25 protein-coding genes are annotated in these 23,950 nt (G+C 61.7%); 12 read left to right on the top strand and 13 right to left on the bottom strand.

The window, feature by feature from the left end; all coding sequences use genetic code 11:
- The first annotated feature begins 156 nt into the window (after positions 1-156).
- Both J3P92_RS10185 and J3P92_RS10180 read left to right on the top strand, forming a co-directional pair.
- Positions 157-1,305, top strand: a complete 1,149-nt coding sequence (locus J3P92_RS10185) for an aldose epimerase family protein (protein WP_434650623.1) — start codon at positions 157-159, stop codon at positions 1,303-1,305.
- Between the two features lie 172 nt (positions 1,306-1,477).
- Positions 1,478-2,299: an aldo/keto reductase gene (locus tag J3P92_RS10180; RefSeq protein ID WP_434650622.1), complete on the top strand. Its 822-nt coding sequence runs from the start codon at positions 1,478-1,480 to the stop codon at positions 2,297-2,299.
- A gap of 147 nt (positions 2,300-2,446) precedes the next feature.
- On the opposite strand, the gene J3P92_RS10175 is transcribed toward J3P92_RS10180, so the two are convergent.
- Positions 2,447-4,810, bottom strand: a complete 2,364-nt coding sequence (locus J3P92_RS10175) for a DNA polymerase II (RefSeq protein ID WP_434650621.1) — start codon at positions 4,808-4,810, stop codon at positions 2,447-2,449.
- Between the two features lie 321 nt (positions 4,811-5,131).
- Between J3P92_RS10175 and J3P92_RS10170 the strand changes: the two genes are divergently transcribed.
- The 5 genes from J3P92_RS10170 (at position 5,132) to J3P92_RS10150 (ending at position 9,084) form a co-directional block, all read left to right on the top strand.
- Positions 5,132-5,572 carry a CBS domain-containing protein gene (locus J3P92_RS10170; protein WP_030138503.1) on the top strand — a complete coding sequence of 147 codons (441 nt, stop codon included), beginning with the start codon at positions 5,132-5,134 and terminating at the stop codon, positions 5,570-5,572.
- A 69-nt stretch (positions 5,573-5,641) separates the two neighbouring features.
- Positions 5,642-6,238 (top strand): paraquat-inducible protein A, encoded by a 597-nt coding sequence (locus tag J3P92_RS10165; protein ID WP_434650619.1) that lies wholly within the window; start codon positions 5,642-5,644, stop codon positions 6,236-6,238.
- Positions 6,223-6,894, top strand: a complete 672-nt coding sequence (locus J3P92_RS10160) for a paraquat-inducible protein A (protein ID WP_434610740.1) — start codon at positions 6,223-6,225, stop codon at positions 6,892-6,894. Before J3P92_RS10165 ends, J3P92_RS10160 begins: the two co-directional genes overlap by 16 nt.
- Positions 6,875-8,530, top strand: coding sequence for an intermembrane transport protein PqiB (locus tag J3P92_RS10155; protein WP_434650615.1), 1,656 nt, complete (start codon positions 6,875-6,877; stop codon positions 8,528-8,530). The genes J3P92_RS10160 and J3P92_RS10155 overlap by 20 nt, the downstream gene beginning before the upstream one ends.
- Before the next feature lie 17 nt (positions 8,531-8,547).
- A complete protein-coding gene (locus J3P92_RS10150; protein ID WP_434563419.1) occupies positions 8,548-9,084 on the top strand; it encodes a PqiC family protein in 537 nt (178 codons plus the stop codon).
- 1 nt (position 9,085) lies between these two features.
- Here the strand turns inward: J3P92_RS10150 and J3P92_RS10145 are convergent, their stop codons facing one another.
- Positions 9,086-9,715, bottom strand: coding sequence for a glutathione S-transferase family protein (locus tag J3P92_RS10145; protein ID WP_434650614.1), 630 nt, complete (start codon positions 9,713-9,715; stop codon positions 9,086-9,088).
- Positions 9,716-9,908: 193 nt separating this feature from the next.
- On the opposite strand from J3P92_RS10145, the gene J3P92_RS10140 reads away from it, so the two are divergent.
- Entirely contained in the window at positions 9,909-10,343 is a 435-nt protein-coding gene (locus J3P92_RS10140) for a phage infection protein (RefSeq protein WP_434610734.1), read from the top strand.
- Positions 10,344-10,495: 152 nt separating this feature from the next.
- Here J3P92_RS10140 and J3P92_RS10135 read toward each other — a convergent pair whose 3' ends face one another.
- The 3 genes from J3P92_RS10135 to J3P92_RS10125 form a co-directional block, all read right to left on the bottom strand.
- The gene (locus J3P92_RS10135) at positions 10,496-11,590 is read right to left on the bottom strand and encodes a DUF1615 domain-containing protein (RefSeq protein WP_434650612.1); all 1,095 of its coding nucleotides are present in this window, start codon (positions 11,588-11,590) and stop codon (positions 10,496-10,498) included.
- Positions 11,591-11,873: 283 nt separating this feature from the next.
- Positions 11,874-12,848 carry a porphobilinogen synthase gene (gene hemB, locus J3P92_RS10130; protein WP_434563413.1) on the bottom strand — a complete coding sequence of 325 codons (975 nt, stop codon included), beginning with the start codon at positions 12,846-12,848 and terminating at the stop codon, positions 11,874-11,876.
- A gap of 131 nt (positions 12,849-12,979) precedes the next feature.
- Positions 12,980-13,678, bottom strand: a complete 699-nt coding sequence (locus J3P92_RS10125; protein ID WP_434650610.1) for a glutathione S-transferase family protein — start codon at positions 13,676-13,678, stop codon at positions 12,980-12,982.
- A 294-nt stretch (positions 13,679-13,972) separates the two neighbouring features.
- On the opposite strand from J3P92_RS10125, the gene J3P92_RS10120 reads away from it, so the two are divergent.
- The gene (locus J3P92_RS10120) at positions 13,973-14,647 is read left to right on the top strand and encodes a histidine phosphatase family protein (RefSeq protein ID WP_434563409.1); all 675 of its coding nucleotides are present in this window, start codon (positions 13,973-13,975) and stop codon (positions 14,645-14,647) included.
- A gap of 152 nt (positions 14,648-14,799) precedes the next feature.
- On the opposite strand, the gene mnmH is transcribed toward J3P92_RS10120, so the two are convergent.
- Both mnmH and selD read right to left on the bottom strand, forming a co-directional pair.
- The gene (gene mnmH / locus J3P92_RS10115; RefSeq protein WP_434650608.1) at positions 14,800-15,903 is read right to left on the bottom strand and encodes a tRNA 2-selenouridine(34) synthase MnmH; all 1,104 of its coding nucleotides are present in this window, start codon (positions 15,901-15,903) and stop codon (positions 14,800-14,802) included.
- On the bottom strand, positions 15,903-16,937 hold the full coding sequence (gene selD / locus J3P92_RS10110) for a selenide, water dikinase SelD (RefSeq protein ID WP_434563405.1): 1,035 nt from the start codon (positions 16,935-16,937) through the stop codon (positions 15,903-15,905). The genes mnmH and selD overlap by 1 nt, the downstream gene beginning before the upstream one ends.
- Before the next feature lie 152 nt (positions 16,938-17,089).
- Here selD and J3P92_RS10105 point away from each other — a divergent pair, with 152 nt between their 5' ends.
- Positions 17,090-17,368 carry a hypothetical protein gene (locus J3P92_RS10105; RefSeq protein ID WP_420764576.1) on the top strand — a complete coding sequence of 93 codons (279 nt, stop codon included), beginning with the start codon at positions 17,090-17,092 and terminating at the stop codon, positions 17,366-17,368.
- A gap of 5 nt (positions 17,369-17,373) precedes the next feature.
- Here J3P92_RS10105 and J3P92_RS10100 read toward each other — a convergent pair whose 3' ends face one another.
- Together J3P92_RS10100 and J3P92_RS10095 are read right to left on the bottom strand one after the other, a co-directional pair.
- Entirely contained in the window at positions 17,374-17,826 is a 453-nt protein-coding gene (locus tag J3P92_RS10100; protein ID WP_420764577.1) for a DMT family transporter, read from the bottom strand.
- A gap of 1 nt (position 17,827) precedes the next feature.
- Positions 17,828-18,325 (bottom strand): DMT family transporter, encoded by a 498-nt coding sequence (locus J3P92_RS10095; RefSeq protein WP_420764578.1) that lies wholly within the window; start codon positions 18,323-18,325, stop codon positions 17,828-17,830.
- A gap of 111 nt (positions 18,326-18,436) precedes the next feature.
- On the opposite strand from J3P92_RS10095, the gene J3P92_RS10090 reads away from it, so the two are divergent.
- Positions 18,437-19,372, top strand: a complete 936-nt coding sequence (locus J3P92_RS10090; protein WP_434650606.1) for a LysR family transcriptional regulator — start codon at positions 18,437-18,439, stop codon at positions 19,370-19,372.
- A gap of 74 nt (positions 19,373-19,446) precedes the next feature.
- Entirely contained in the window at positions 19,447-20,034 is a 588-nt protein-coding gene (locus tag J3P92_RS10085) for a hypothetical protein (protein ID WP_434610725.1), read from the top strand.
- A gap of 315 nt (positions 20,035-20,349) precedes the next feature.
- Here J3P92_RS10085 and J3P92_RS10080 read toward each other — a convergent pair whose 3' ends face one another.
- The 4 genes from J3P92_RS10080 to J3P92_RS10065 all read right to left on the bottom strand — a co-directional run bounded on the left by J3P92_RS10080 (position 20,350) and on the right by J3P92_RS10065 (position 23,851).
- Entirely contained in the window at positions 20,350-21,066 is a 717-nt protein-coding gene (locus J3P92_RS10080) for an alpha/beta hydrolase (RefSeq protein ID WP_434610722.1), read from the bottom strand.
- 64 nt (positions 21,067-21,130) lie between these two features.
- Positions 21,131-22,243 carry a succinylglutamate desuccinylase/aspartoacylase family protein gene (locus J3P92_RS10075; protein ID WP_420764582.1) on the bottom strand — a complete coding sequence of 371 codons (1,113 nt, stop codon included), beginning with the start codon at positions 22,241-22,243 and terminating at the stop codon, positions 21,131-21,133.
- 104 nt (positions 22,244-22,347) lie between these two features.
- Positions 22,348-23,127 carry an ABC transporter substrate-binding protein gene (locus J3P92_RS10070; RefSeq protein ID WP_434650604.1) on the bottom strand — a complete coding sequence of 260 codons (780 nt, stop codon included), beginning with the start codon at positions 23,125-23,127 and terminating at the stop codon, positions 22,348-22,350.
- Positions 23,128-23,416: 289 nt separating this feature from the next.
- The gene (locus J3P92_RS10065; RefSeq protein ID WP_420764584.1) at positions 23,417-23,851 is read right to left on the bottom strand and encodes a rhodanese-like domain-containing protein; all 435 of its coding nucleotides are present in this window, start codon (positions 23,849-23,851) and stop codon (positions 23,417-23,419) included.
- Positions 23,852-23,950 lie beyond the last annotated feature (99 nt).

Genomic DNA, 23,950 nt, shown 5'->3' with positions numbered 1-23,950 from the left:
TTTAATTGATAAATCTCAATTTATAGCTATAAATCCCTTCTCCACCCGCAAATAGAAAGACTACTGAACAGAAAAACCTTCATCGCTGTCCGACCAATTAACGGACTCGACCCGCGTTAAAACAACAAAAAAACAACAGGAAGGAAGGTCACACTCATGCTTGAATCCAGACACCTGCTCTCGGCCCTCGGAGTTTCTCTGATGATTGCCACCTCTTCACAGGCCGCCGGCCTGACCAACGAACGCGTTGCTTTCGGTAAGACCGACGACGGCACGGCGGTTGAAAAATATGTGTTGCGCAACAGCAACGGCATGGAGGCTACCGTCATCACCTATGGCGGGATTCTCCAGTCGCTGATCGTGCCGGACAAAAACGGCATGACCGACGACATCGTGCTCGGCTTCGACGATGTCCAGGGCTACCAGAAGAATGGCAATGTATATTTCGGCGCGACCATCGGCCGCTTCGGCAATCGCCTGGCTGGCGGCGCGTTCGAGTTGGATGGCAAGCGCTACCAGGTGCCGCAGAACGACAAGGACAATTCGCTGCACGGCGGGCCGCAAGGGTTCGACAAGCGTGTCTGGAAAGCCGAGCCGAGCAACGACAAGGACTCGGTCGGCGTGACCCTGACCTACCTGTCGAAGGACGGCGAGATGGGGTTTCCCGGCAATCTGAAGACTGACGTCACCTACAGCCTCAACGACAAGAACGAACTGCGCATCGACTACAAGGCCACCACTGACAAACCGACCGTACTGAACCTGACCAACCACAGTTATTTCAACCTGGCGGGTGCAGGCAATGGCGACATCCTCAAGCAAGTCGCGACCTTGCACGCGTCCCGCTACACACCGGTGACCGCCAAGCTGATTCCCACCGGCGATCTGGCACCAGTGGCCGGCACGCCGATGGACTTTACCAAGCCAACCGCCATCGGCACCCATATCAAAGCCGATCATCCGCAGTTGAAGTTCGCCGAGCCAAAACAGGGTGGGTTTGACTTCAACTGGGTGCTCGACGCCAAGGGTGACGTAAACAAACTCGCCGCCGACGTCCAGGATCCGAAGTCCGGGCGACGGCTGCAGCTCTTTACCACCGAACCCGGTGTGCAGTTCTACACCAGCAACTTCCTCGATGGCACGGTCAAGGGCAAGCAAGGCAAGGTCTATCCGCACTGGGGCGCGTTTACCCTGGAGACCCAGCACTTCCCCGACTCGCCGAACCAGCCGGACTTCCCGACCACGCGGCTGGATCCGGGCCAGACCTACACCCAGGCCATGGTGCTGAAGTTCTCGGCGGAATAACCCTCCTGCCAACCGAGCGTTCCCACGCTGCGCGTGGGGACGCCTCCCGTGGCGCTCTGCGTCATGCATTTCGGCCCTAGAGCATCCCACTGCATTGCGGCGCGAATCAAACCTGAACGCCTGGTCTATTCTGCTGCCACAGCTTAATCGACCCGCACGACAGGAGATGCGAATGAGAACTCTGGAGTTGGCCGGCGTGTCCGTGCCGGTAATCGGCCAGGGCACTTGGCGCCTGGGTGAAGAACCGTCCCATCACAAAAAAGAAGTGGCTGCCCTGCGCTTGGGCATTGAAATGGGCATGACCCTGATCGACACCGCCGAAATGTATGCCGAGGGCGGCGCCGAAAAAGTCGTTGGCGAAGCGATCACCGGGCTGCGTGACCAAGTATTCCTGGTGAGCAAGGTCTACCCCCACAACGCCAGCCGCAAAGGCATTCCGCTGGCCTGCGAGCGCAGCCTGCGGCGGCTCGACACCGATTACATCGACCTTTATCTGCTGCACTGGCGTGGCCAATACCCGCTGGAAGAAACCGTCGAAGCGTTTGAACGACTTCGCGAAGAAGGCAAGATCGGGCGCTGGGGCGTGTCGAATTTCGACGTCGACGACATGGAAGAACTGAACGCGCCCGACTGCGCCACCAACCAGGTGCTGTACAACCTGCAGGAGCGCGGCATCGAATACGACCTGCTGCCCTGGAGCCAGCAACGGCGCATGTCGATCATGGCCTACTGCCCGGTCGGCCAGGGTGGGCAGCTGCTCAGGGATCACACCATGCAACAAATCGCCGAGCGCCACCGCGCGACACCGGCGCAGATTGCCCTGGCCTGGCTGTTGCGCCAGGACAATGTGATCGCCATTCCCAAGGCCGTGCAGCCTGAACATGTGCACCTGAATGCCGAAGCGGCGAATCTGCAACTTGAGCCCCAGGATCTGGCGGCGCTGGACCTGGTGTTTCCCAAGCCCCAGGGCAAGCAGCGGTTGGCGATGGTTTAGCTTGGGGAATCGAAGGTTCTGTGGCGAGGGAGCTTGCTCCCGCTGGGGTGCGAAGCGGCCCTCGCTTTAGGCGGCTGCTGCGCAACCGAGCGGGAGCAAGCTCCCTCGCCACAAGAGCCTCCCCCTCCAACCCATCACTCAGCGGCATCAGAACAACCCCATCTGCCCCCCGACCAAAGTCGAAAAATCATCCCCCACAAACGGCAGAATCGCGTCCGCCACCGGCTGGAGCTGCTTGGTCACGTAATGGTCGTAATCTATCAGCGCGCTGCGGGTTTCCATAGGCTCGGGGCCGGCGACGGTGATCACGTAGCTGATCCAGCCGCCGTTCTGATACTGCCGAGGCCGACCCTGGCGCTCGTTGAACTCGTCGGCGAGCCGCGCGGCCCGTACGTGGGGCGGCACGTTGCGTTCGTACTCATCCAGGGGGCGGCGCAGGCGCTTGCGGTAGACCAGACGCTCATCGAATGTACCGGCCAGCGTCTGGCGCACGTAATCGCGTACATAATCCTGATAAGGCTGGCGATGGAAGATCCGTCCGTACAGCTCCTGCTGGAACTGCCGGGCCAGGGGCGACCAATCGGTGCGCACGGTTTCCAGGCCCTTGTAGATGATTTCATCGCTGCCGTCGGCGCGGGTCACCAAGCCGGCGTAGCGCTTCTTGCTGCCCTCCTCCGCGCCGCGGATGGTCGGCATGAGGAAACGCTTGAAATGGGTTTCGAATTGCAGCTCCAGCGCGCTCTCCAGGCCGAACTCGTCACGCACGTGCTCGCGCCACCACCCGTTGACGTAAGCCACCAGTTCCCGGCCAATCGCCGCGGCTTCTTCCTGGCCATGGGGCCGGCGCAGCCAGACGAAGGTTGAATCAGTGTCCCCATAGATCACCACATGCCCCCGGGCTTCGATCAACTGCCGGGTGCGTTGCATGATCTGATGACCGCGCAGGGTGATGGACGACGCCAGGCGCGGGTCGAAGAAGCGACAGCCACTGGAGCCGAGCACTCCATAAAACGCGTTCATGATGATTTTCAGCGCCTGGGACAAGGGCGCGTTATGTTCGCGCTTGGCGGTCTCCCTGCCTTCAGCGACCCGCGCCACGATGGACGGCAGGCAGTGTCGGGTACGGGAGAACCGCGCCCCGCGAAAGCCTGGGACAGACTCGTCCTCGCCCGGATGGCGCAGCCCCTCGATCAGGCCCACCGGGTCTATCAGAAAGGTGCGGATGATCGACGGGTACAGGCTCTTGTAGTCGAGCACCAGCACCGATTCGTAGAGCCCCGGCTGGGAATCCATGACGAACCCGCCAGGGCTGGCCTCGGGCGGACGCTGGCCGAGGTTCGGCGCAACGAAGCCCTGGCGGTGCATCAGCGGCATGTAAAGGTGCGTGAACGCCGCCACCGAACCACCGCTGCGATCGGCCGGCAGGCCGGTGACGCTGGCGCGCTCCAGCAGGAACTCGAGCAGATCGGTCTTGGCGAAAATCCGCGTCACCAGCTCGCAGTCCTTGAGGTTGTAGCGGGCCAGGGCCGGCTTGTCCTCGGCGAACATGCGGTTGATCTCGTCCATGCGCTGGTACGGGTTGTCGATGGACTTGCCTTCGCCCAGCAGGGTCTGCGCGACGTTCTCCAGGCTGAACGACGGGAAACTCCAGGTCGCCGAACGCAAGGACTCGATCCCGTCGATGATCAACCGGCCCGCCGCCGAGGCGAAGAAATGATTGTTGCGCGCGCCATGCTCGCGCCACTGCATTTCCTCGCCGCCACGCCCCAGGCGCAGCGGCACGGCCAACCGACGAGCATGCTCATGCAACACGCGCAAATCGAACTGCACCAGGTTCCAGCCGATGATCGCGTCGGGGTCGAAGCGGGCAAACCACTCATTGAGCTTCTTGAGCAGCAGCGTTCGGGATTCGCAATATTCGAGTTGGAAATCAACGTCGCGATCATCGCCGTTCGGTGGACCGAGCATATAGACCTGTCGCTCGCCGCAGCCTTCCAGGGCGATGGAGTACAAATCGCCCTGGGCGGTGGTTTCGATGTCCAGGGACACCAGCCGCAGCGGTGGGCGGTACTCGGGAGCCGGTTTCATCTGGGCGTCGAGCAGCACGCCGTCGGCCGATGGCGTGCCACCGAACCACACCGGGGCGGTGATGAAGCGCTCCATCAGGTAGCGCTCCGGTGGCCGGATATCAGCTTCGAACACGTCAACTCCGGCGCGCCGCAGCGTGGTGTCCAGGCGCATCAGTTGTCCATGCTGTCGACAATACAGGCCCAGCACCGGGCGATGCTCGAAATCCAGCAGGTCCAGGGGACGCAGCTCGATGTCCTTCTCCCCTTGCAACAGCGCTTCGGCCTGGCCGCGCTGCACTTGCGGCACGAACGCCACCGAAGGCTGCACCGGCAGGCGCACGCGCCGGGGGCCGGCATCGGTCGCCAGCCAGAACTCGACTTCGGTGCCCGCCGGGGTATCGCGCCAATGCCGGGTCAGGACGAAGCCCTGCTGTAGATCCACCGCTGAAACCTCAAAACTTGCATGTGCGCTGATTCTACCTGTGGCGAGGGGATTTATCCCCGCTGGGGTGCGCAGCAGCCCCTCAAGCAACTTGCATCAGATGAATGTCGTGTCGACATTTTTGGGACTGCTGCGCAGCCCAGCGGGGCGGCGCGACGCTTCGCTAAATCCCCTCGCCACAACGGCGGATGACTTTAGATAGGAGTGAATTCACCCGCCATGACGCTTTTGGACGACTGACTGCCGCTTTATCGCTTGCCCTTCGCCGTTGGGTCTACGATTCTTTTACCACCCGCAAAAAACGACACCCGAGGCCTCCCCATGAAAACCGTCGCGCAGTTGCTCCGGATAAAAGACGAGAAGAACCAGCAAGTGCACACCATTTCACCGGACGACATGGTTTTGCAGGCCCTGATGCGCATGGCCGAGAAAAACGTCGGTGCCTTGCTGGTGGTGAAGAACGACGAGGTGCTGGGCATCATCAGTGAGCGTGACTATGCGCGCAAAATGGTCTTGCACGGGCGCTCATCGGTGGGCACGAAAGTCAGCGACATCATGGTTTCGCCCGTGATCACCATCGATCCCCATCAGAACGTCGAGACGTGCCTGAGCATCATGACTGAAAAGCACTTGCGGCATTTGCCCGTCGTGGAGGACGGCAAGCTCGTCGGCCTGTTGTCCATTGGCGACCTGGTGAAAGAGGCCATTGCCGAACAAGCAGACCTGATCCGACAACTGGAGCAATACATTCGCGGCGAATGATCGGCTCGGGCGGGTTGCTCATTTGCGACTCACTTCTATATTGAAGGAGTTGCCCCGCCGAGCATCCCCATGGCCGTTACCGAACGACTGATCATCTGTGAACATTGCGATGCGGTGTACGAGCCGGTTGAGCTCGCCCCGCATCAAAAAGCTGCGTGCGTGCAATGTCACGCCGTGATCCAGCGCTACAACGGCTTGACCATCGAACAGCGCTTGGCCCTGACTATCACCGCGGCGGTGGTGTGGGTCTTCGCCAACGTTTATCCGGTGATGAGCATCCGCCTCCAGGGCTTGAGCAACAGCGCGACGCTGTGGGACTCCGTCGTTGCGCTGAGCCAGGGCCCCATTACCTTCATCGCCCTGGTCGCCGCCGTCGCGATCATCATCGCCCCGGCCTTCCAATTGGCGCTCCTGCTCTGGGTGCTGGGCTACGCCTATTCCAAGCGGCGGGCACCGGCTTTCAGCCTGTGCATGCGCAGCCTGGAAACCCTGCGGCCGTGGAGCATGCTGGAGGTGTGCCTGCTGGGTGCGTTGGTCGCGGTGATCAAGCTTGCCGGCCTGCTGGATGTACTGCCCGGCATCGGCCTGTTCGCCCTGGCGGCCTTGAGCCTCTTGATGATCCGTATTGCCGGCCGCGATGTCCGCGACCTTTGGGACACCCTGTGAACGGGCCATTGCCAGGCAACCCGCCCCGGGCCGGCGACTTGGACCTGTGCCTCTGCCACAGCTGCGGCCTGGCGTGCGACATGAGCAACGAGCCCGAGACGTGTCCGCGCTGCGATGCCGCCCTGCACCGGCGCAAACCCGATACCCTGACCCGCACCTGGGCCTACATGCTGGCGGCGCTGGTGTTCTATATCCCGGCGAACCTGCTGCCGGTCATGAACACCCAAATGCTCGGCGATGGCGCGGACAGCACGATCATCAGCGGCGTTCTCGAGTTCTGGAACAGTGGCGCCTGGGACATCGCCTTGATCATCTTCATCGCCAGCATCGCCGTACCGGGCATCAAGTTCGTCGTACTGACGCTGCTGCTGGTGACCGTGCAGCGGCGCAGCACTTGGGCCCAGGTCCAGCGAGCGAAGCTGTACCGGCTGGTGGAGGTCATCGGCTACTGGTCGATGCTTGATGTGCTGGTCGTAGCGTTGGTGGCGGCGCTGGTGAAATTCCAGGCCCTGAGCGACATCGAACCGCGACCGGGAATACTGTTCTTCGGTCTCGTGGTGCTGTTTACCATGCTGTCGGCCATGAGTTTCGATCCACGGCTGATCTGGGATACCCAACCATCCGAGGAGGTCATGGATGAAGTCGCAAGCCACTGATGGACAGCCCGCACCGGGCCGGGCCCATGTCACCAGCCGTCGCTGGACGGTGTCGCTGGTATGGATCGTGCCCATCATCGCCGTGCTGGTGGGGGTGTCCCTGGTGGTCCATAACTGGCTGCAGGAAGGCCCGACCATCACCATCACCTTCAAGACGGGCGAGGGCCTTACCGCGAACAAGACCCCGGTCAAATACCGCAACGTGGTCATCGGCCAGGTCACCGACGTGCAACTGAGCGCCGACCAGAAGAATGTGACCGCCACCGTCAAGCTCGCCAAGACCGCGGACACGTTCACCCATGAAGACTCGGTGTTCTGGGTGGTCCGGCCGCGTATCGGCGCCGGCGGTATCTCCGGGATCGATACCTTGCTGTCCGGGGATTTCATCGGTGCCGACGCCGGCCACTCCACCGTGCGCGCCAAGTCTTTCACCGGCCTGGAGGCCCCGCCCCCCATCACTTACGGAGAGCCGGGCAAGCGTTTTACCCTGCACTCCCAGGACCTCGGTTCGCTGGACATCGGCTCGCCGGTGTACTTGCGCAAGATCCCGGTGGGCCAAGTGGTGTCCTATGCCCTGGACGCCGAAGGCAAGGGGGTCAATATCGAAGTGTTCGTCAATGCGCCAAACGATGCCTACGTCACCGAGAACACCCGCTTCTGGAACGTCAGCGGTGTCGATGTGAACGTCGGCGCCAACGGTTTCGCGGTCAAGACCGAATCCCTCTCCGCCCTGCTGGTCGGCGGCATCGCCTTCAGGGCCCCGGAGTACAGCCCCAACGACACGCCCGCGCCCGAAGACAAGAATTTCGAGCTGTTCGCCGACCAACAGAGCGCCCTCGCCCCGCCCAGTGGTAAGGCGCAATTCCTCGCTTTACGCTTCGACCAGGCTTTGCGCGGCTTGCGCGTTGGGGCCCCGGTGGAGTTCCTGGGCATCGAGATCGGCCGTGTCGTCGCCATGAACCTGGATTTCGACGAAAAGCAGCGCACATTTCCCGTCAACGTCGGCATCGTGATCTACCCCCAACTGCTGGGCAAGGCGCATGAAAAACTGCTCAAATCCCTCAATCACAATCCGGAAGACGAAGCCGCCGCTGCCCGGCTGGTGGGCAGTTTCGTCGAACGGGGCCTGCGCGCCCAGGCTCGCAGCGGCAACCTGCTGACCGGGCAGTTGTATATCTCCCTGGATTTCTACCCCAAAGCGGAAAAGGTCGCCTTCGACCTCGCCGCCCGCCCCCTGCGGATCCCGACGATCCCGGGCAGCCTGCAGCAATTGCAGGAACAGCTGCAAACGGTGGTGGAGCGCATCAACAAGCTGCCGCTGGAGAGCATCGCCAGCAATCTGGACGGCAATCTGGTGGAGCTGCGCAAGGGACTCTCGCAATTCAACAACAAGACCCTGCCGGGCGTGCAAAGCACCTTGCAGGACGTGAGCAAGACCCTGCAATCGGCGAACTCTACATTGGCGGAAGACTCGCCACAGCGCGAACAGCTGACCCAGACCCTGGATGACCTGGGCCGCATGTCCCGTTCGCTGCGCGAGCTGTCGGACTACCTGAGCCGACATCCTGAATCGCTGCTTCGCGGCCGTCCGAAGGACGCCCCGGCGCAAAACCTGACTTTTCCGGTGAAAGAATGATGACAGGAGCACGCTCGATGCCGCTGACGCTGAGATGTTCGTTGATTGCCCTGGCGCTGCTCCTCGGCGCCTGCCGCAGCGACCCTATCCACTATCACACCCTGAGCCCGGTCCAACCGGCGGGCCAGGTGCATGCGGGCGTGGATATCCAGATCGAGCAACTCAGCGTTCCACCGCAAGTGGATCGCACCCAGATGGTGATTCGCCAGGGCGACAGCGGGTTGGCCATCCTCGAAACCGAATGGTGGGGCTCAAGCCTGGCGGACGAACTACGCAGCAGCCTTGACGAGCAATTGAGCAACCCCGGTGCGCCAAAGCGGTTGCTGCGGGTCGACGTGCAGCGCTTCGACTCGATTCCCGGTCGGTATGCGCGCATGGACGTGCAATGGCGACTGCGCACGCTGGGCAGCGACGCCCACGCCCTCACGTGTCGCAGCAGCCTGCAAACACCGGCCACGGGCAATATCGACGACTTGGTGAAGGGGCATCAAAACAACGTCCGGCAGTTGGTCGACCTCGTGGGGCAAGCGGCATCGCGCAACGCCTGCCCCTGATTCAATCGCGCCAATGCAGTGATAGCACTGGAGCGACTCGCGGGTGGTGGTCGATACGCGCCAGCAAGGCATGGAACTCAGGGCGGGCATTGAGCATCGCTTCCCGGGTTTCGACCCATTTCGTGATCACCGCCGCCAGGATATCCAGCGCGCCGGGCTCGGCGCCGCCGAGAAAGGGTGACGCTGCAAACTGGTCGGCAAACAGAGCCCAGTTGCGATACAGGCGCTGTTTCGTGCCCGACACCAGACGTTCCTGGGTGACTTCGTCCGCATCAGGCAGCCAGCGCTGGGGGAAATCGAGAATGCCAATGGGTGTGTAGCAGTTGGCGGCGATATAGACCAGGCCACGTATGACCTGCGCGCGCTGGGCCGGATCCTCCGGCAACAGTTTTGATTCTCGGAAAGACAACCCCAAGTGAATCAGGATCGCCGCCGCCTCGGTCAACACCGAGCCGTCCGGCAGTTGCAGGGTCGGGACCTGCTTCTGAGGATTCAACGCCTCGAGTTCTTTCGCGGCCTCGTTGTCCTCGGTCGAATAGGTATCGACGCGTCGATAAGGCACCCCGCATAGGTTCAAGGCGACCTCGACAGCTGCCGAGCCGGACTGGCTGTGACCGAATAACTGGTACATGCACCTGCCTCCTGCAAAAGGGATTATGCCGGTAGAGCTTCCTGGTCCGTGAGTGTTCCATCAATCTGACTGACACACCTGCAACGAGCTATCACCGCCGTCGATGTTCACCATCACGTCAATGAAGTTCTCATGCTCCCTACCCGGCGCAACAATGGCCCCACACAAACAACACACCCCGGAGCACACCATCATGAAACGCCAAATCATCCTCAGCTTCGCTTTCTCGGTACTGGCCGCCAACGCATTCGCCGCCACTTCCCAACCCGTCGTTGCCGAAGGTGGCTCCGACCGCCTGATCGAAAGCCGCGTCGCCGAAGGTGGTTCCGACCGCCTGCTGGAACGCCGCGTCGCCGAAGGTGGCTCCGACCGCTTGCTGGAACGCCGCGTCGCCGAAGGTGGCTCCGATCGTCTGCTGGAACGCCGCGTCGCCGAAGGTGGCTCCGATCGTCTGCTGGAACGCCGCGTCGCCGAAGGTGGCTCCGATCGTCTGCTGGAACGTCGCGTCGCCGAAGGTGGCTCCGATCGCCTGCTGGAACGCCGCGTCGCCGAAGGTGGCTCCGATCGTCTGCTGGAACGCCGCGTCGCCGAAGGTGGCTCCGATCGTCTGGCTCAGAACCGTGCATGAGTGGTTTTCACGCAATGCCTGACCCGGTTCCAAACGACGTTCAATACGAGTCATGGCGAGGACAGCCCCTTGCCATGACGGTCCAATCCGCTTGCAAGTCATCCCCCTGAAAGCCCGGCCTCAACCGCCGGGCTTTTTCATGGCCAGAAGTTTTAGCGCCCCGAAGCCCGAGCCATGCAGCGCTGATAACGTTCGTCCACGCGTTTGGCAAACCATGCGGTGGTCAGTTTGCGTGTGATTTTCGGACTCTTGAGCACAATGCCCGGCAACAGTGCCCGAGGCAGCGGCTTGCCCTCGGCCTTCTCAGCCAGTTCGAACACACGCTTGTAGAGTTTGCTGTCTTCGAAGGCGAGGCTGTCGCCCAGCTCCAACTGATCGCGGATGGTCGGGTTGCGCATCCCCAGGGACTTGCCCAAGGTGCGCACCGCCAATTCCGTGCTGCCCGGCATGATCGAGCCATGCAAGATCAAATCGCCGTCCAGGGCCAAAGAAATACCCGAAGCGCGACTCACCGCATGTTGAAACGCCGCGTTGCGACTGGCATACCACCCGGCATTGAAATCGGCGAACCGGTACAGCGGCTCTGTGTAGCTCACCGGATAGCCCAACAAATGGGCGATGCCGAAATACATGCCGCCACGACGACTGAACACTTCCCGCCGAATCGAGCCATCCACCGTGTACGGATAATTCCGGGCATTGGCCTGGGCAAATGCGATGCTGACCTGCATCGGGCCACCCGTGTGCACGGGATTGAAGCCGTCGAACAACGTCTTGCCCAACGGCACCATGCTGATGAAGTCATCGAAAATCGCGCTGAGTTCTTTCTCGCTTCGCGCCGCGTCCAGACGGTCGCTGTAGCTTTTACCGTTCGGCGAACGCACCTGGAGCGCGCCGCTGACCAGGAACCCCGGAATGTGCACCTTGGCCGCGCGACGGTCGATCTCCTGCCGGGCGATCTTGCCCAGCCCGGGCACGGCCGGATCGGCCTGGAACGTGGATTCCTGTTCGGTCACCGCCAGCACCGAACAGATGTTCTGCGTCGTGGGCGGGATCTGCTGCGCCGAAAAGGCTACGTAGATATCCGTTGCCCAGCCTGCCCGATCAGCGGTCTTGGCCGGCAACAAACGAACGATCTGCGCCTTGACTTCGGCAGGCTGGCGTTCAGGCTCCTGGGCCTGGCGAGTGCCGCAACCGGCCAGGGCCAGCGAAGCGGCGAGGCTGATCGTCAATCGAGTGAAATGCATGGTGCTCCATCAGATCCATTGTTCGGGAACAACCATACGACCAAAAGCCGGTAGAAATCCAATAGAGAGCAAGCTTGCTCCTACAAGGCAACGCCGTTCACTCAAGGCCACCTGCAAACCCGTGGCGAGGGAGCTTGCTCCCGCTGGGCCGTGAAGCGGCCCCAAAACCCGCCCAATGCGCAGCAACAGAAACACCGAGTCCGACGGTTTACGACTGCTTCGCAGCCGAGCGGGAGCAAAGTCCCTCGACACAGGTCCATCATCTTTCTAGTACGGTGCTGGGTTAGATTCCGCTCAAGGCCAGGTCCAGGGCGAAGTAGGTGAAGATCAGGTCTGCCCCGGCCCGCTTGATCGCGCCCAGGCTTTCACGTACCACGCGGGCCTCGTCGATGGCACCGGCCTGGGCGGCAAACTTGATCATCGCGTATTCACCGCTGACCTGGTAAGCCGACAAGGGCAAGTTCGACGCCTGGCGAATGTCGCGGATGATATCGAGGTAGGCCCCTGCCGGCTTGACCATCAACGCATCGGCGCCCTCCTGCTCGTCCAGCAACGACTCGCGCAAGGCTTCGCGACGGTTCATCGGGTTCATCTGATAGCTCTTGCGGTCGCCCTTCAAGGCACTGCCGCCAGCCTCGCGAAACGGCCCGTAGAGCGCCGAGGCGAACTTGGTGGAGTAGGCCATGATGGCGGTCTGGCTGAAGCCCGCGTTGTCCAAAGCCTTGCGAATAGCCTGGACTTGCCCGTCCATGGCCGCCGACGGCGCAATGACATCGGCACCGGCGCGCGCCGCCGCCACGGCTTGCTTGCCCAGGTTGACCAAGGTGCGGTCGTTATCCACTTCATCGCCATGCAGCACGCCGCAATGGCCATGATCGGTGTATTCACAGAAACAAGTGTCGGACATCACCACCATTTCCGGCACGGCGTCCTTGCAGATCCCGGCCATGCGCGATACCAGGCCACGCTCGCTCCACGTGTCGCTGCCATCGTTGTCCAAGTGATGAGACACGCCAAAGGTCATCACCGACTTGATACCCGCGCGGGCATAGCGCTCGATTTCGCCGGCCAGTTTCGATTCGGGGATACGCCTCACACCCGGCATGCTCTTGATCGGCACAAAATCGTCGATCTCTTCCTCGACGAAGATTGGCAGCACCAGATCGTTCAATGTGAACTCGGTTTCCTGGAACAGGCTGCGCAAGCTCGCGTTGCGGCGCAGACGGCGTGGACGTGCTTCGGGGAACTGGCTGGACATGGGACTCCGGGGTCAGGTTTGACTCACGAGGCAAAGCTTATGCCCTGGCCAGCCAGGGCACAAACGGCGCTCGGAAAACAGAGTGTTACCGACCGGGCAATAATCCCTCAGTCAACGAGCCCTGGTGCCAATCATTCCGGGATCTTCAACCCGCGAGTCACCGCCGGCCGCGCCAGGAAACGCTCCAACACCCGAGTCACGTTGGGGAAGTTCTGGATGCCCACCAGGTCACCCGCCTCGTAGAATCCCAGCAGATTGCGCACCCACGGAAACGTCGCGATGTCGGCAATGGTGTAGCGCTCGCCCATGATCCAGTCCCGCCCCTGCAAACGGCCATCGAGCACCTTGAGCAGGCGCCTGCTCTCCTCGACATAACGGTCGCGCGGTCGCTTGTCCTCGTAGTCCTTGCCGGCGAACTTGTTGAAGAATCCCAGTTGCCCGAACATCGGCCCGATCCCGCCCATCTGGAACATCAGCCACTGGATCGTCTCGTAGCGCGCCGCCGATTCCTGTGCGAGCAATTGGCCGCTCTTGTCCGCCAGGTAGATCAGGATCGCCCCCGATTCGAACAACGCCAGCGGTTGGTCCCCGGGCCCGTGGGGATCGAGAATGGCTGGAATCTTGTTGTTGGGGTTCAGCGACAGAAACTCGGGCGACAATTGGTCATTACTGCCGAAATCGACTTTATGGGGCTCGTACGGCAGGCCAATCTCTTCGAGCATGATCGAGACTTTTACGCCGTTGGGGGTCGGCAGGGAGTAGAGCTGGATCCAGTCCGGGTACTGGGCGGGCCATTTTTGGGTGATGGGAAAAGGGGTCAGGTTGGGCATGAAATGGGTTCCAGAGTCAGCCAGAAAGCTGAAGCATAAATCAGCTGATCCAGCTTTGGGCCGTCGCCCATTCTTAAATCCGCAACATGCTGTCGCTAACATTCGCTTCATCTCCTGACGGCATGCCGCTAAAAACAGCGCATCGGCCAGGATCGAACCAAAGGGCGAGAAGGGACTCAGAGAGAGGCCCCGAGAAATCGAAGCGGCTTTACGACAAGGAAAACACCCGGGCCCAGGGCCTCGCGGTGCCGGGGTTTGTCAGCCTGAATCGAGAGCATCGAAGACGTCTATCCCATGATGAACCCACAGAGATTCACCCGTTACCTCAAACGCCGTTCGTGGCTGGTGCTGCCGACGCTGCTTGTGGCCTGTGGACTGGTGCTGTCGCTGGAATCCAGCGTCAGCCGCGCGCAGCCAGCCGACGGTGTCCAGACCCTGGTGTTCTTGCGCCACGCCGAGAAACCCGCCGGAGGCCTCGGCCAGCTCAACTGCCAAGGCCTCAACCGCGCCATCGACCTGGCTACCCTGCTGCCGGAAAAATTCGGCAAAGCTGACTATGTATTCGCCGCCAACCCTACCCGAAACGTCGAAGAGGGTGAGTTGGACAATTCCTATAGTTACATCCGCCCATTGATGACCATCAGCCCCAGTGCCATCAAGCTGGGCTTGCCGGTCAATATCGAATACTCAGCCAACGACACCAGCGACCTGGCAAACGAACTGCTGGACGACAAATACCACAACTCCACCATCTACACCGCCTGGTCCCATGGTTACCTGCCGGAGCTGATCAATAAGGTCGCTGGTGAAGCGGTGGGCAAACGGCAAGAGATTACCGACGATTGGGCGTCGAGCGATTTCGATTCGCTGTATGTACTGACCCTGACCTGGCACAACGGCAAGGCCAGCCTCACCAGCCAGAATTACAAGCAAGGGCTGGATAACGGGCAGGAGACGTGCCCGACGTAAGCGGCAGGCTACTTCTATTGACTGGACATCCGATGTGGGAGCGAGCCTGTTCGCGAAAGCGGTTTCTCAGTCACTGATGTGGTGCATTAAACGGCCTCTTCGCGAGCAGGCTCGCTCCTACAGGGGCACGGTGTTGAATGCCAGATGGCGTCCTACCCGCCCCGAGCCGCGCGCTCACGCAGGTATTGCAATACCGCCGCCTGCTCCCCGGCGAACTCGATGCGCCCGCCCTTCTTTTCTCGCTGGAATACGTACATCGGGTCGTAATATTCGCGCAGCAAGCCTTCGATCCAGCCGCGATGCAAATCGACGGCTCCCGTACTGGCCTGCTCGGCCAGGGCCGCCTCCATGATGTCCATCAACCGGCGATGACGGTCGCCCCCCAGCCGCCTATGGATGTTATCGAGGCTCGACAGCAGCCGTTCGGAAAACAGTGAGAAACCTTCGTCGCCATGCACGTCGATGAATTCGGCACAAAGGTTGGTCACATAATCGCTCAGGATGCGCTCGACCCGTCGCTCCAGGCTGTCTTCTAGCCAGACCATCGGCACCTGCTGCATACGCTGGTACAACGGCAGCGGCACGGCGCAGCTGCCCACCATGCGACTTTCGTCTTCCAGCACGAATTGCTCGAGCCCGGCGGCGCGCTTCTTCAGCACATCCACCGCCAGCAGGTTTTCGAAATCGATGTTGGACGGCTGCCCGGTGGCGCGCTTGCCAAAGCTGGAACCGCGATGATTCGCATAGCCTTCCAGGTCCAGTGCGTTGGGCAGTTGCGTCAGCACTTCGGTCTTGCCCGTGCCGGTCATGCCGCCCAACAAGACCAGGTCGCACTGGGCAGCCGCTTGATCGACGGTTTCGAGCAGAAAGGTACGCATGGCCTTGTAGCCACCGCCGACACGGGGGTAGTCGATGCCGGCTTCTTCCTTGAGCCACTGCTGGACAATCTGCGAGCGCAAGCCACCACGAAAGCAATAAAGCACTCCTTCGGGATGGGAACGGGCGAAGTCGGACCAGGCCTGGATGCGCTGGGCCTTGGTGTCACCGCTAACCAATTGATGCCCGAGGACGATGGCAGCTTGCTGGCCCTGTTGTTTATAGCAAGTGCCAACGCGTTGCCGCTCGATGTCGGTCATCAGGGGCAGGTTGACCACGCCGGGAAACGCGCCCTTGAGGAATTCGACGGGCGCTCGGGTGTCCATCATCGGACGGTCGTTGAGGAAGATATCGCGGTAATCGGTGATGTCGCGGGGCATCAGAACACCTCGACCGCGTGGCTCTGTCGCTCGACCAATTCACCGATCGGCTCCAGCGAAAGGCCCAGCTCGACGGCAACCTGCAGGAATTCGCTTTCGCCTTCGGGCGTGACGGCAACCAGCAAGCCGCCGCTGGTCTGCGGGTCGCACAGCACGCGCTTGTGCAACTCCTGGACCCGACCGACCCTGCTGGCGTAGCTGTCATAGTTGCGCAGTGTGCCGCCTGGCACGCAGCCCAGGTCCAGGTAGTACTCGACGCCCGGCAAGCGCGGCACGGCGTCGTAGCGGATGCGTGCGGTGAGCTGGCTGCCATCGGCCATCTCCACCAAGTGTCCGAGCAAGCCGAAACCGGTGACATCGGTCATTGCGGCCACGCCGTCGAGCTTGCCGAAATGGCTGCCGGGCTTGTTGAGGGTGCACATCCAATCCCGGGCCAGGCCCACGTCGGCGGCGCGCAGCTTGCCTTTCTTTTCCGCGGTCGTGAGGATGCCGATGCCCAGGGGTTTGGTCAGGTACAAGCGGCAACCCGCGACGGCGGTGTCGTTGCGCTTCATGTGGCGCTTGTGCAGGAGCCCCGTCACCGCGAGGCCAAACATTGGCTCCGGCGCATCGATCGAATGGCCGCCCGCCAAGGGAATGCCCGCCTCGTCGCACACCGAGCGGCCACCACGAATGACCTCCCGGGCAATCTCCGGGGCCAGTACGTTGACGGGCCAGCCGAGGATTGCAATCGCCATCAGCGGATCGCCGCCCATGGCGTAGATATCACTGATGGCATTGGTCGCGGCGATGCGTCCGAAATCGAAAGGATCGTCGACGATAGGCATGAAGAAATCGGTGGTCGAGACCACCCCGCGCTCCTCGTCGATGGCATACACCGCTGCATCGTCCCGGGAGGCATTGCCGACCCAGAGCTTGGGGTCAAGGTTCTGCGCACCGCTGCCGGCCAGGATCACTTCCAGCACCTGGGGCGAAATCTTGCAGCCGCAACCGGCACCGTGGCTGTACTGGGTCAGGCGAATCGGCTCGCTCATGGGCATACCTCTCGTAAGTCAAGGTCGGCAATTCTACCAGCAACGTCCGCCGCCCACCGCCCGTCGCGATCAATCGCCGCGTATCCGACGGAATTTTTCCGGCGTCGCGGGACTCACTTGAACAATAGCCGAGCCTTCCAAGGAGATAGCCGATGGACCCAACCCCACCCGCGACGACTCATCTTGATTACGGTCTCGACACGCTGTTCGGCCGCGAGACCAAAAGCGTCGACTGCCAGTTCGACGTCAAGCGTCTGGACGACGGCGAGCCGCCGTGGTTTGCCTTGCATGTACGTCCGCCGCTGCCCGAAGACCTGGCAAAGGCCCAGATCGTGGTGTTCAGCGCCGAAGGCCGACGCATCAGCGGTATCGTCCGGCGTTCCGAGCGCCTGGCCGACGACAGCTTGCAGCTGGACGTCGAACCGGACTGAAGCGCTCAGGCGCGCGGTGTACTGCTGCGGTACATGAACACCAGCGCCAAAGCCAGGCAGGCCATGGCCAGCAAGCGGCTGCTGGACAATTCGATAGCCGGATTGCCCAGCCAGCCGAAGTTATCGATCAGCATGCCCATGCCCAGTTGCCCGACAATGACCGCCACGGTGGCAACGGCCGTGCCGACTCGTGGCACCGCGCCGACCATCACTATCATGTACACCACGCCAAACAACGCACCGCTGAGCTGCCACTTGGGCACCTCCAACAGGCTCATGGCGTGGGCCGGCTCGAAAAACACGATCAACAGCCCCGTGACCACCGTGCCCACCACAAAGGTCAGCAGGCTGCTGCGCAGCACGCCAACCGTCTCGCCCAGGCGTCCGTTGATCGCGGCCTGAACGCTCAGTACCGCGCCGGCGGCGACGACCACCAGCAATAACACAATGATGCTCATATCAACCTCGGGCTATCAGGACAAGGGCCACCACAATCAACGCCAACGCCAGCCAACGCTCGCGATTGACCCGCTTGCGACTCGCGCCGAACCAACCGAAATGGTCGATCAGCACGCTTTTGCCCACTTGGCCGGAGAGGATCGCGATCATGGTCATCGCAATACCGATGTGAGGGGTGGCGAGGGTCAGGACCACCACATAGATGGGTCCCAGAAAGCCGCCGATCAATTGCCAGCGCGGCAGCGTGTCCAGTGATGGGCCTCGCTGGGGGCCGCTGAGCAACAGCAGCAGGAACAACAGCGCGGCGCCCACGCCAAAGATGCTCAACGTCGCCCATAGATGGCCGACCTGGATGCCCAACGGTCCCAGCAGACCGGCCTCCACCGACAATCCCATGCCCGCCAGGATGACCAGGGGCAACAATAGCCAGCGCAAAAATGGCCGGGGTGGCGCCGCAGCCGCTATCGGCGCGGCCGCGTCTTGTGATGTCGGTTGCATCGAATGTACCTGTCTTGGAAAGAAACGACGGGCATTATCAACTGGCGCTCCTATGCGATAAATGTGAGCATTCCAACAACACTTTTGCGCAGTACGCACAGCGGATTTCCCATGCAAGGTCTCGATGAACTGGGTTTCAAGGCACTCCGACTGTTTGTCGCGGTGCTCGATCACGGCAGCTTTTCGGAAGTGGCGCGGCGCGAGGGGCTGGCGCCCTCTTCGATTTCCCGCCAGATCCAATTGATGGAGCAAGCGCTGAACCAGCAACTGCTCTATCGCCACACGCGCGCCGTTTCGCCCACCGAAGCCGGCCGCCTGCTCGGTCACCACGCACGGTTGTTGCTGGTGCAACTGGAGGAAGCCGAACAAGCCTTGCAGGAGCAGTACAGCGAGCCGGCCGGGCTGATACGGATCAACGCTCCCGTGGTGTTCGGCCAGCGACACCTGACGCCGTGGCTGGGCCAGTTGTGCGAGCGCTACCCCAAGCTGCAGTTGGACATCCAGCAGACCGACAATTATGTGGACCCGCTGCAGCAAGGCGCCGACCTGCTCTTTCGCATCGGGCCGCTGCACGATTCCAGCATGCAGGCGCGGATCGTCGCGCCGCACCGCTTCCAGATTGCCGCAAGCCCCGACTACCTCGCCCGTCATGGCACGCCACGCAAGCCCCAGGACCTGGCTGCCCATGAGTGCCTGGTCTATAAAGGCGTGGCGGGCCAGCAGCGCTGGTTCTTCCGACGTCCCGGTCAAACCTGGACGCCATACAGTGTCAGGGGCCCGATCACCGGCAACCACGCCGACACCCTGACCCAGGCCGCCGTGCAAGGGCTGGGCCTGGTGATGTTCCCGTCGTGGCTCATCGGCGAAGCCGTGCGCAGCGGAACGCTGGTGCCGGTGCTGAGCGACTACGAAGCGTCCAACAGCCTCGAACCCCAGCAAATCGCTATCCTCTGGCCCGGCAGCCGACGCCTGTCGGTGAAGGTGCGTACGGTGATCGACTTTTTCCTTGAATGTTTCGGCGAGGTGCCCTACTGGGATCGTCCTTGACGGTCGGGCGCTGGAGTCAAGGCCAGGCCCATGGGATGATCCAGCTTTAGATCGAGCCTGCGTGGAGCGTTTTAATGTCATTGCTGAGTAAACGAGCCGCCGCCGTGCTGCTGACGGCGGTCGCCAGCCTGGCCGCATGGCCTGCCATGGCGGCCCAGCCCAAGACCGTGGCCCAGGCACCGGTCCAGAAGATTTCGATGCTGGGCGGCAAGTTCAGCTTCACCCTGCCCAAGGGCTACACGGCAACGCCGTTATCCGCGGGCGAAGTGGCCCAGGGGACAGCCGGGGCGACCGGTATGATGTACAGCAATGCCACGAGCAAGACAGTGGTGATCACGGCTGAAAACACCTTGGTCGACGGGGCGAATGTGAAGGACAACGACGCGGCCTTCCTGGACAGCACCTTTGCCGATTTTGCCGTCCAGAAAACCAAGGCTCTGCCGGATGCCAAAATTCTTGGCGAACAAAGCCTGATCCAGAAAACCACCGGTCTGGGCCTGCGTCAGCTCGACACCAAGGCCACGCAGGGTGGCGGGCCGACGTTGGACACCACGCTGATCGGCGCCTCCGGCACGCGTATGGCCGTGGTGCAGATCATTTCCAGGGCCAGCGACCAGGCCGGCCATGAGGCGCTGGTCAAGCAGATCGCCAGCGGGAAGTGAGAACACTGGCGCAGCATGCCTGACCTGTGGGAGCGAGCCTGCTCGCGATGACGGCGGTACATTCGGCATCCCCATCAACTGAAACACCGCCATCGCGAGCAGGCTCGCTCCCACACTGGATTTGTGGATGACTCACAACCCAAGCGCAGCACACCCCCCCTGTGGGAGCGAGCCTGCTCGCGATGACGGCGGTACATTCAGCATCCTCAGCAACTGAAACACCGCCATCGCGAGCAGGCTCGCTCCCACACTGGATTTGTGGATGACTCAAAACCCAAGCGCAGCACAATCTCCTTTTGGGGGCTGGTGTGCCTATCAGGGGTTGAGTCGCTCAAGCCAGGCCCGCAGATCCTTCACTTCCTGCGCATTGATCTCATGGCCAAGGCCCGGATAGGCATGGAATTCCGGCTCCAGGGCCAGGGTCTTTAGGAAGGTGTCGGCGTCGGTGCCGTCATGGAAGGGAATGATCGGATCCGCGGTGCCGTGGCCGATGAACACGGCTAGCGCCCTTCGTGCCTCGTCGGGCGTCAGTTCGGCCCGCAGCACCGGCAGGATTCGCCCACCCATCGCAGCGATGCCCCCGACGGCTTCCGGGTGTCGCAAGGCGATTTCGTAGCTCATCATCGCGCCCTGGCTGAAGCCCACCAGGTAGACGTTGCCCGCATCGGTCGGGTACTTGGCCCGCGCCTTTTCGATGAATTCCATAAGCATCTGGCCACTGGCCTTCAAGTCTGAAGTGTCACCGTCATACGCGCCCTCGCCCTTTTTGGCGAACCATTGGTAGTGGCCCGGTTCCATGGACTTGGGCGCGCGCACCGAGAGGTAGTTGTAGTGCCTGGGCAGTTCATCGGCGAGCCTGAGCAGATCCGTTTCGTTGCTGCCCGAACCGTGCAGGAAAATCACGAGCGGCCGGTTTCGGGCCTGCTCGTCGGCGCGGGCCAGGTAATTGAGGGGCAAATCCGTTTGCAGCGACGGTTGGGCCTGCACGCCGGCCGATACCAGCAGCAGAAACAGGGCGAACGCTTTGAGCATCAGTCTTCCTCCATCATTGGATAGCCGCACGACAACGACCGTGCGGTGAGGTAGACAGCACTTATCAGTCGTTGATCAATTTCCCCGCCCGAATAGGCTCGCGCCCGGCGACTTTCGCCTGCCAGATACCTGGCTGGGTGTAGCGCCCACGATCCAGGGCGAACAGTACGCCGCTGGTGCCCGCTGGCACAACGCTGACCCGGTCATTCAACGGATCGACCACCTCGAACAGCGGATCGCCGCGCTCCACCCACTCCCCGGCCTCCCGCAGGAAACTCACCACGCCATGGTGCGGCGCGAACAGGTATTGCGTGCCTTCGAACGGCAAGCCCTCGCAGCATTCTTGCGGCGCGGCCGGCCAGTCACCGGCGATGAGGCCCTGTTCCGCGAGAAATCCCAGGATGGCTTCGCAATTGGCCTGGGCCTGCTCCACCCGGGTGTCGCCCATGCTGCCCAGTTCGAGCGTCGTCGCCAGGTTGGCCGGCGGAATCGCCGCTTGCGGAAAAATCCTAGCCAGGCGCAACCAGGGTGTCGAACAGGACTCATCGAACGAACTGCCGCCCGAATCTTCACACAGCAACGCCACCCCGGCCTTCAACCGCGCGGCCAATGAGCGCCACTGCGGCCATTGCTGGGGCAAGGCATACAAGTGGATCGCGGCCTCGAAATCACAGTGCAGATCCAGAGTGACATCGGCGTCGCAGGCGTGGCGAAGCAATAGCCGGTGCAGGGCTTCAAGCTGGGAAGGTGGCGGCGGCAGATCTTCCAGCACCTCGACCATTGTCTGGCGAATCAGGGTGATGTTGGCGGCCGGGTCATCCCCGAGACGGTCACCGATGCGTTGCGCCACCGGGGCGCTGAGTTCGACGAAGGAACGGTTGAAATTCTTGCCGCTGCCCAGCTCGAAACGCCCCATATGGGCGCTTTGCAGATGCTGATCCAGGCCGATGGGATTGGCCACCGGCACGAGCTCGATCACGCCTTTGAGCAGACCACGGGCTTCAAGATCGTTCAGTCGCTGTTTCAGCTCCCATGCCGTGCGCATGCCCGGCAACTCGTCGGCATGCAGGCTCGCCTGGATGTACGCCTTGCGCGGCCCGTGGCCGTAACGAAACACGCTGAGCGAACGCTCCGTGCCCAGGTGACTCCATGGCAGGATATGGTCGATGCGTTGCATAGGCACTCCAGATATCAGTTTCTCGACAGGCTCAGGGTAAAACAATCGCCCATGAAAAAGGTGGCCGGCCGGGTCAGCGGCGGGCCACCTGTGGGCTTCAGCTATTAATGCCCGTAGACGTCAAAGGCGAAGTATTTGTCCTGCACTTTCTTGTAGGTGCCATTGGCGCGGATTTCAGCGATGGCAGCGTTGAATTTCTCGGCAAGCTCTTTGTCACCCTTGCGCACCGCAATGCCGGCGCCGCCGCCGAAGTACTTGGCGTCTTCATAGGTAGGCCCGACGAAGGCAAAACCTTTGCCGGCGTCGGTTTTCAGGAAACCTTCGTCAAGGTTGACCGAGTCAGCCAGCATCGCGTCGAGGCGACCGGCAACCATGTCCAGGTTGGCCTCCTGCTGGGAGGTGTAGCGCACCAGGTTGATCCCCGCCGGCACCAGCACTTCGGTCGCGAAGCGGTCATGGGTACTGGCGCGCAGCACACCGACTTTCTTGCCCTTGAGCTCGGTCAGCGGGTCCTTGACGTCGGTGCCTTGCTTCATCACGAAACGCGCCGGGGTGTGGTAGTACTTGATGGTGAAGTCGACGTTTTTCTTGCGGTCGTCCGTGATCGTCATGGACGACAGGACCGCGTCGATTTTCTTGACCTTCAGCGCCGGGATCAGGCCGTCGAACTCCTGCTCGACCCAGACACACTTGACCTTCATCTGCTCGCACAGCGCGTCGCCGATATCCACATCGAAGCCGGCCAGCTTGCCGTCAGAGGTTTTCATCGAAAAAGGTGGATACCCGGCCTCGATCCCGAGACGGATCGGCTTGGCGTCTTCGGCCACGGCTGAGAAGGATAATACGGACAGTGCCAGGGCACCGAACATGACAAGCTTCTTCATTTTTGCTCCTGAGTGCGCAGGTTTTTTTGATCGTTATTGGCAGATTCGGAAACAGCGTTCGGTCTGGGAAACCGAAGTGGGCGGGAGTCTAGAGGGGCACTCGGGAGGGGAATTACGTAGAGGCGACAAATAGTTATAGAAATACCCAGGCTTGGCTGAGGATCATGAATTTACGAAAAGCCTGACAGAGGCAAACGCTGGTGGCGAGGTTCTGCACCGCTCAGGACTGCTACGCAGCCCAGCGGGAGCAAGCTGCCTCGCCACAACGTGAACAAGCCGCCGGAAAATTTCAGCAATCGCAGCTGACGATCTTCTCCGCCACGCGCTCTACGGAACCGGTCAGGCGAAAGCCCTCGTCGAGCCAGCCCATGACGCCGCCAATCATTTCCTTGACCGGATACCCGAGGGTCGCCAGGCGGACCGCAGCCTTGTTGGCGCCGTTGCAGTGTGGCCCGGCGCAATAGACCACGAACAGAGTCGTCTCGGGATAGGCAGCCAGTGCGTGCGCCGTGAGCGTGCGGGTTGGAAGATTGATCGCCCCCGGCACATGCCCGCGCTCGTAGGCCAGCGGACCGCGTACATCCACCAGTACAAAATCGACATCGCCCGTTTCCTGGCTGGCATGGACATCGGAACAGTCGGTTTCGAACATCAGGCGCCGGCTGAAGTGTTGCAAGGCCAGGTCGGATGAGGCGGCAGGCACTTCGCTAACGGGGCTGGTCATGATTTTTACTCCTGGAACAAAAGGGCTCGAAGAGACTTTATCGACCTGGCGCTTACCGCTACAGTGGCGGATACGACACTCTGTGGGAATTTTCCGCCA

The organism is Pseudomonas sp. D3-27 (assembly GCF_051132165.1).
Classification (GTDB): Bacteria; Pseudomonadota; Gammaproteobacteria; order Pseudomonadales; family Pseudomonadaceae; genus Aquipseudomonas.
Note: the sequence above shows the minus strand (reverse complement) of the source record. Positions and strands in the feature narration are given on the sequence as shown.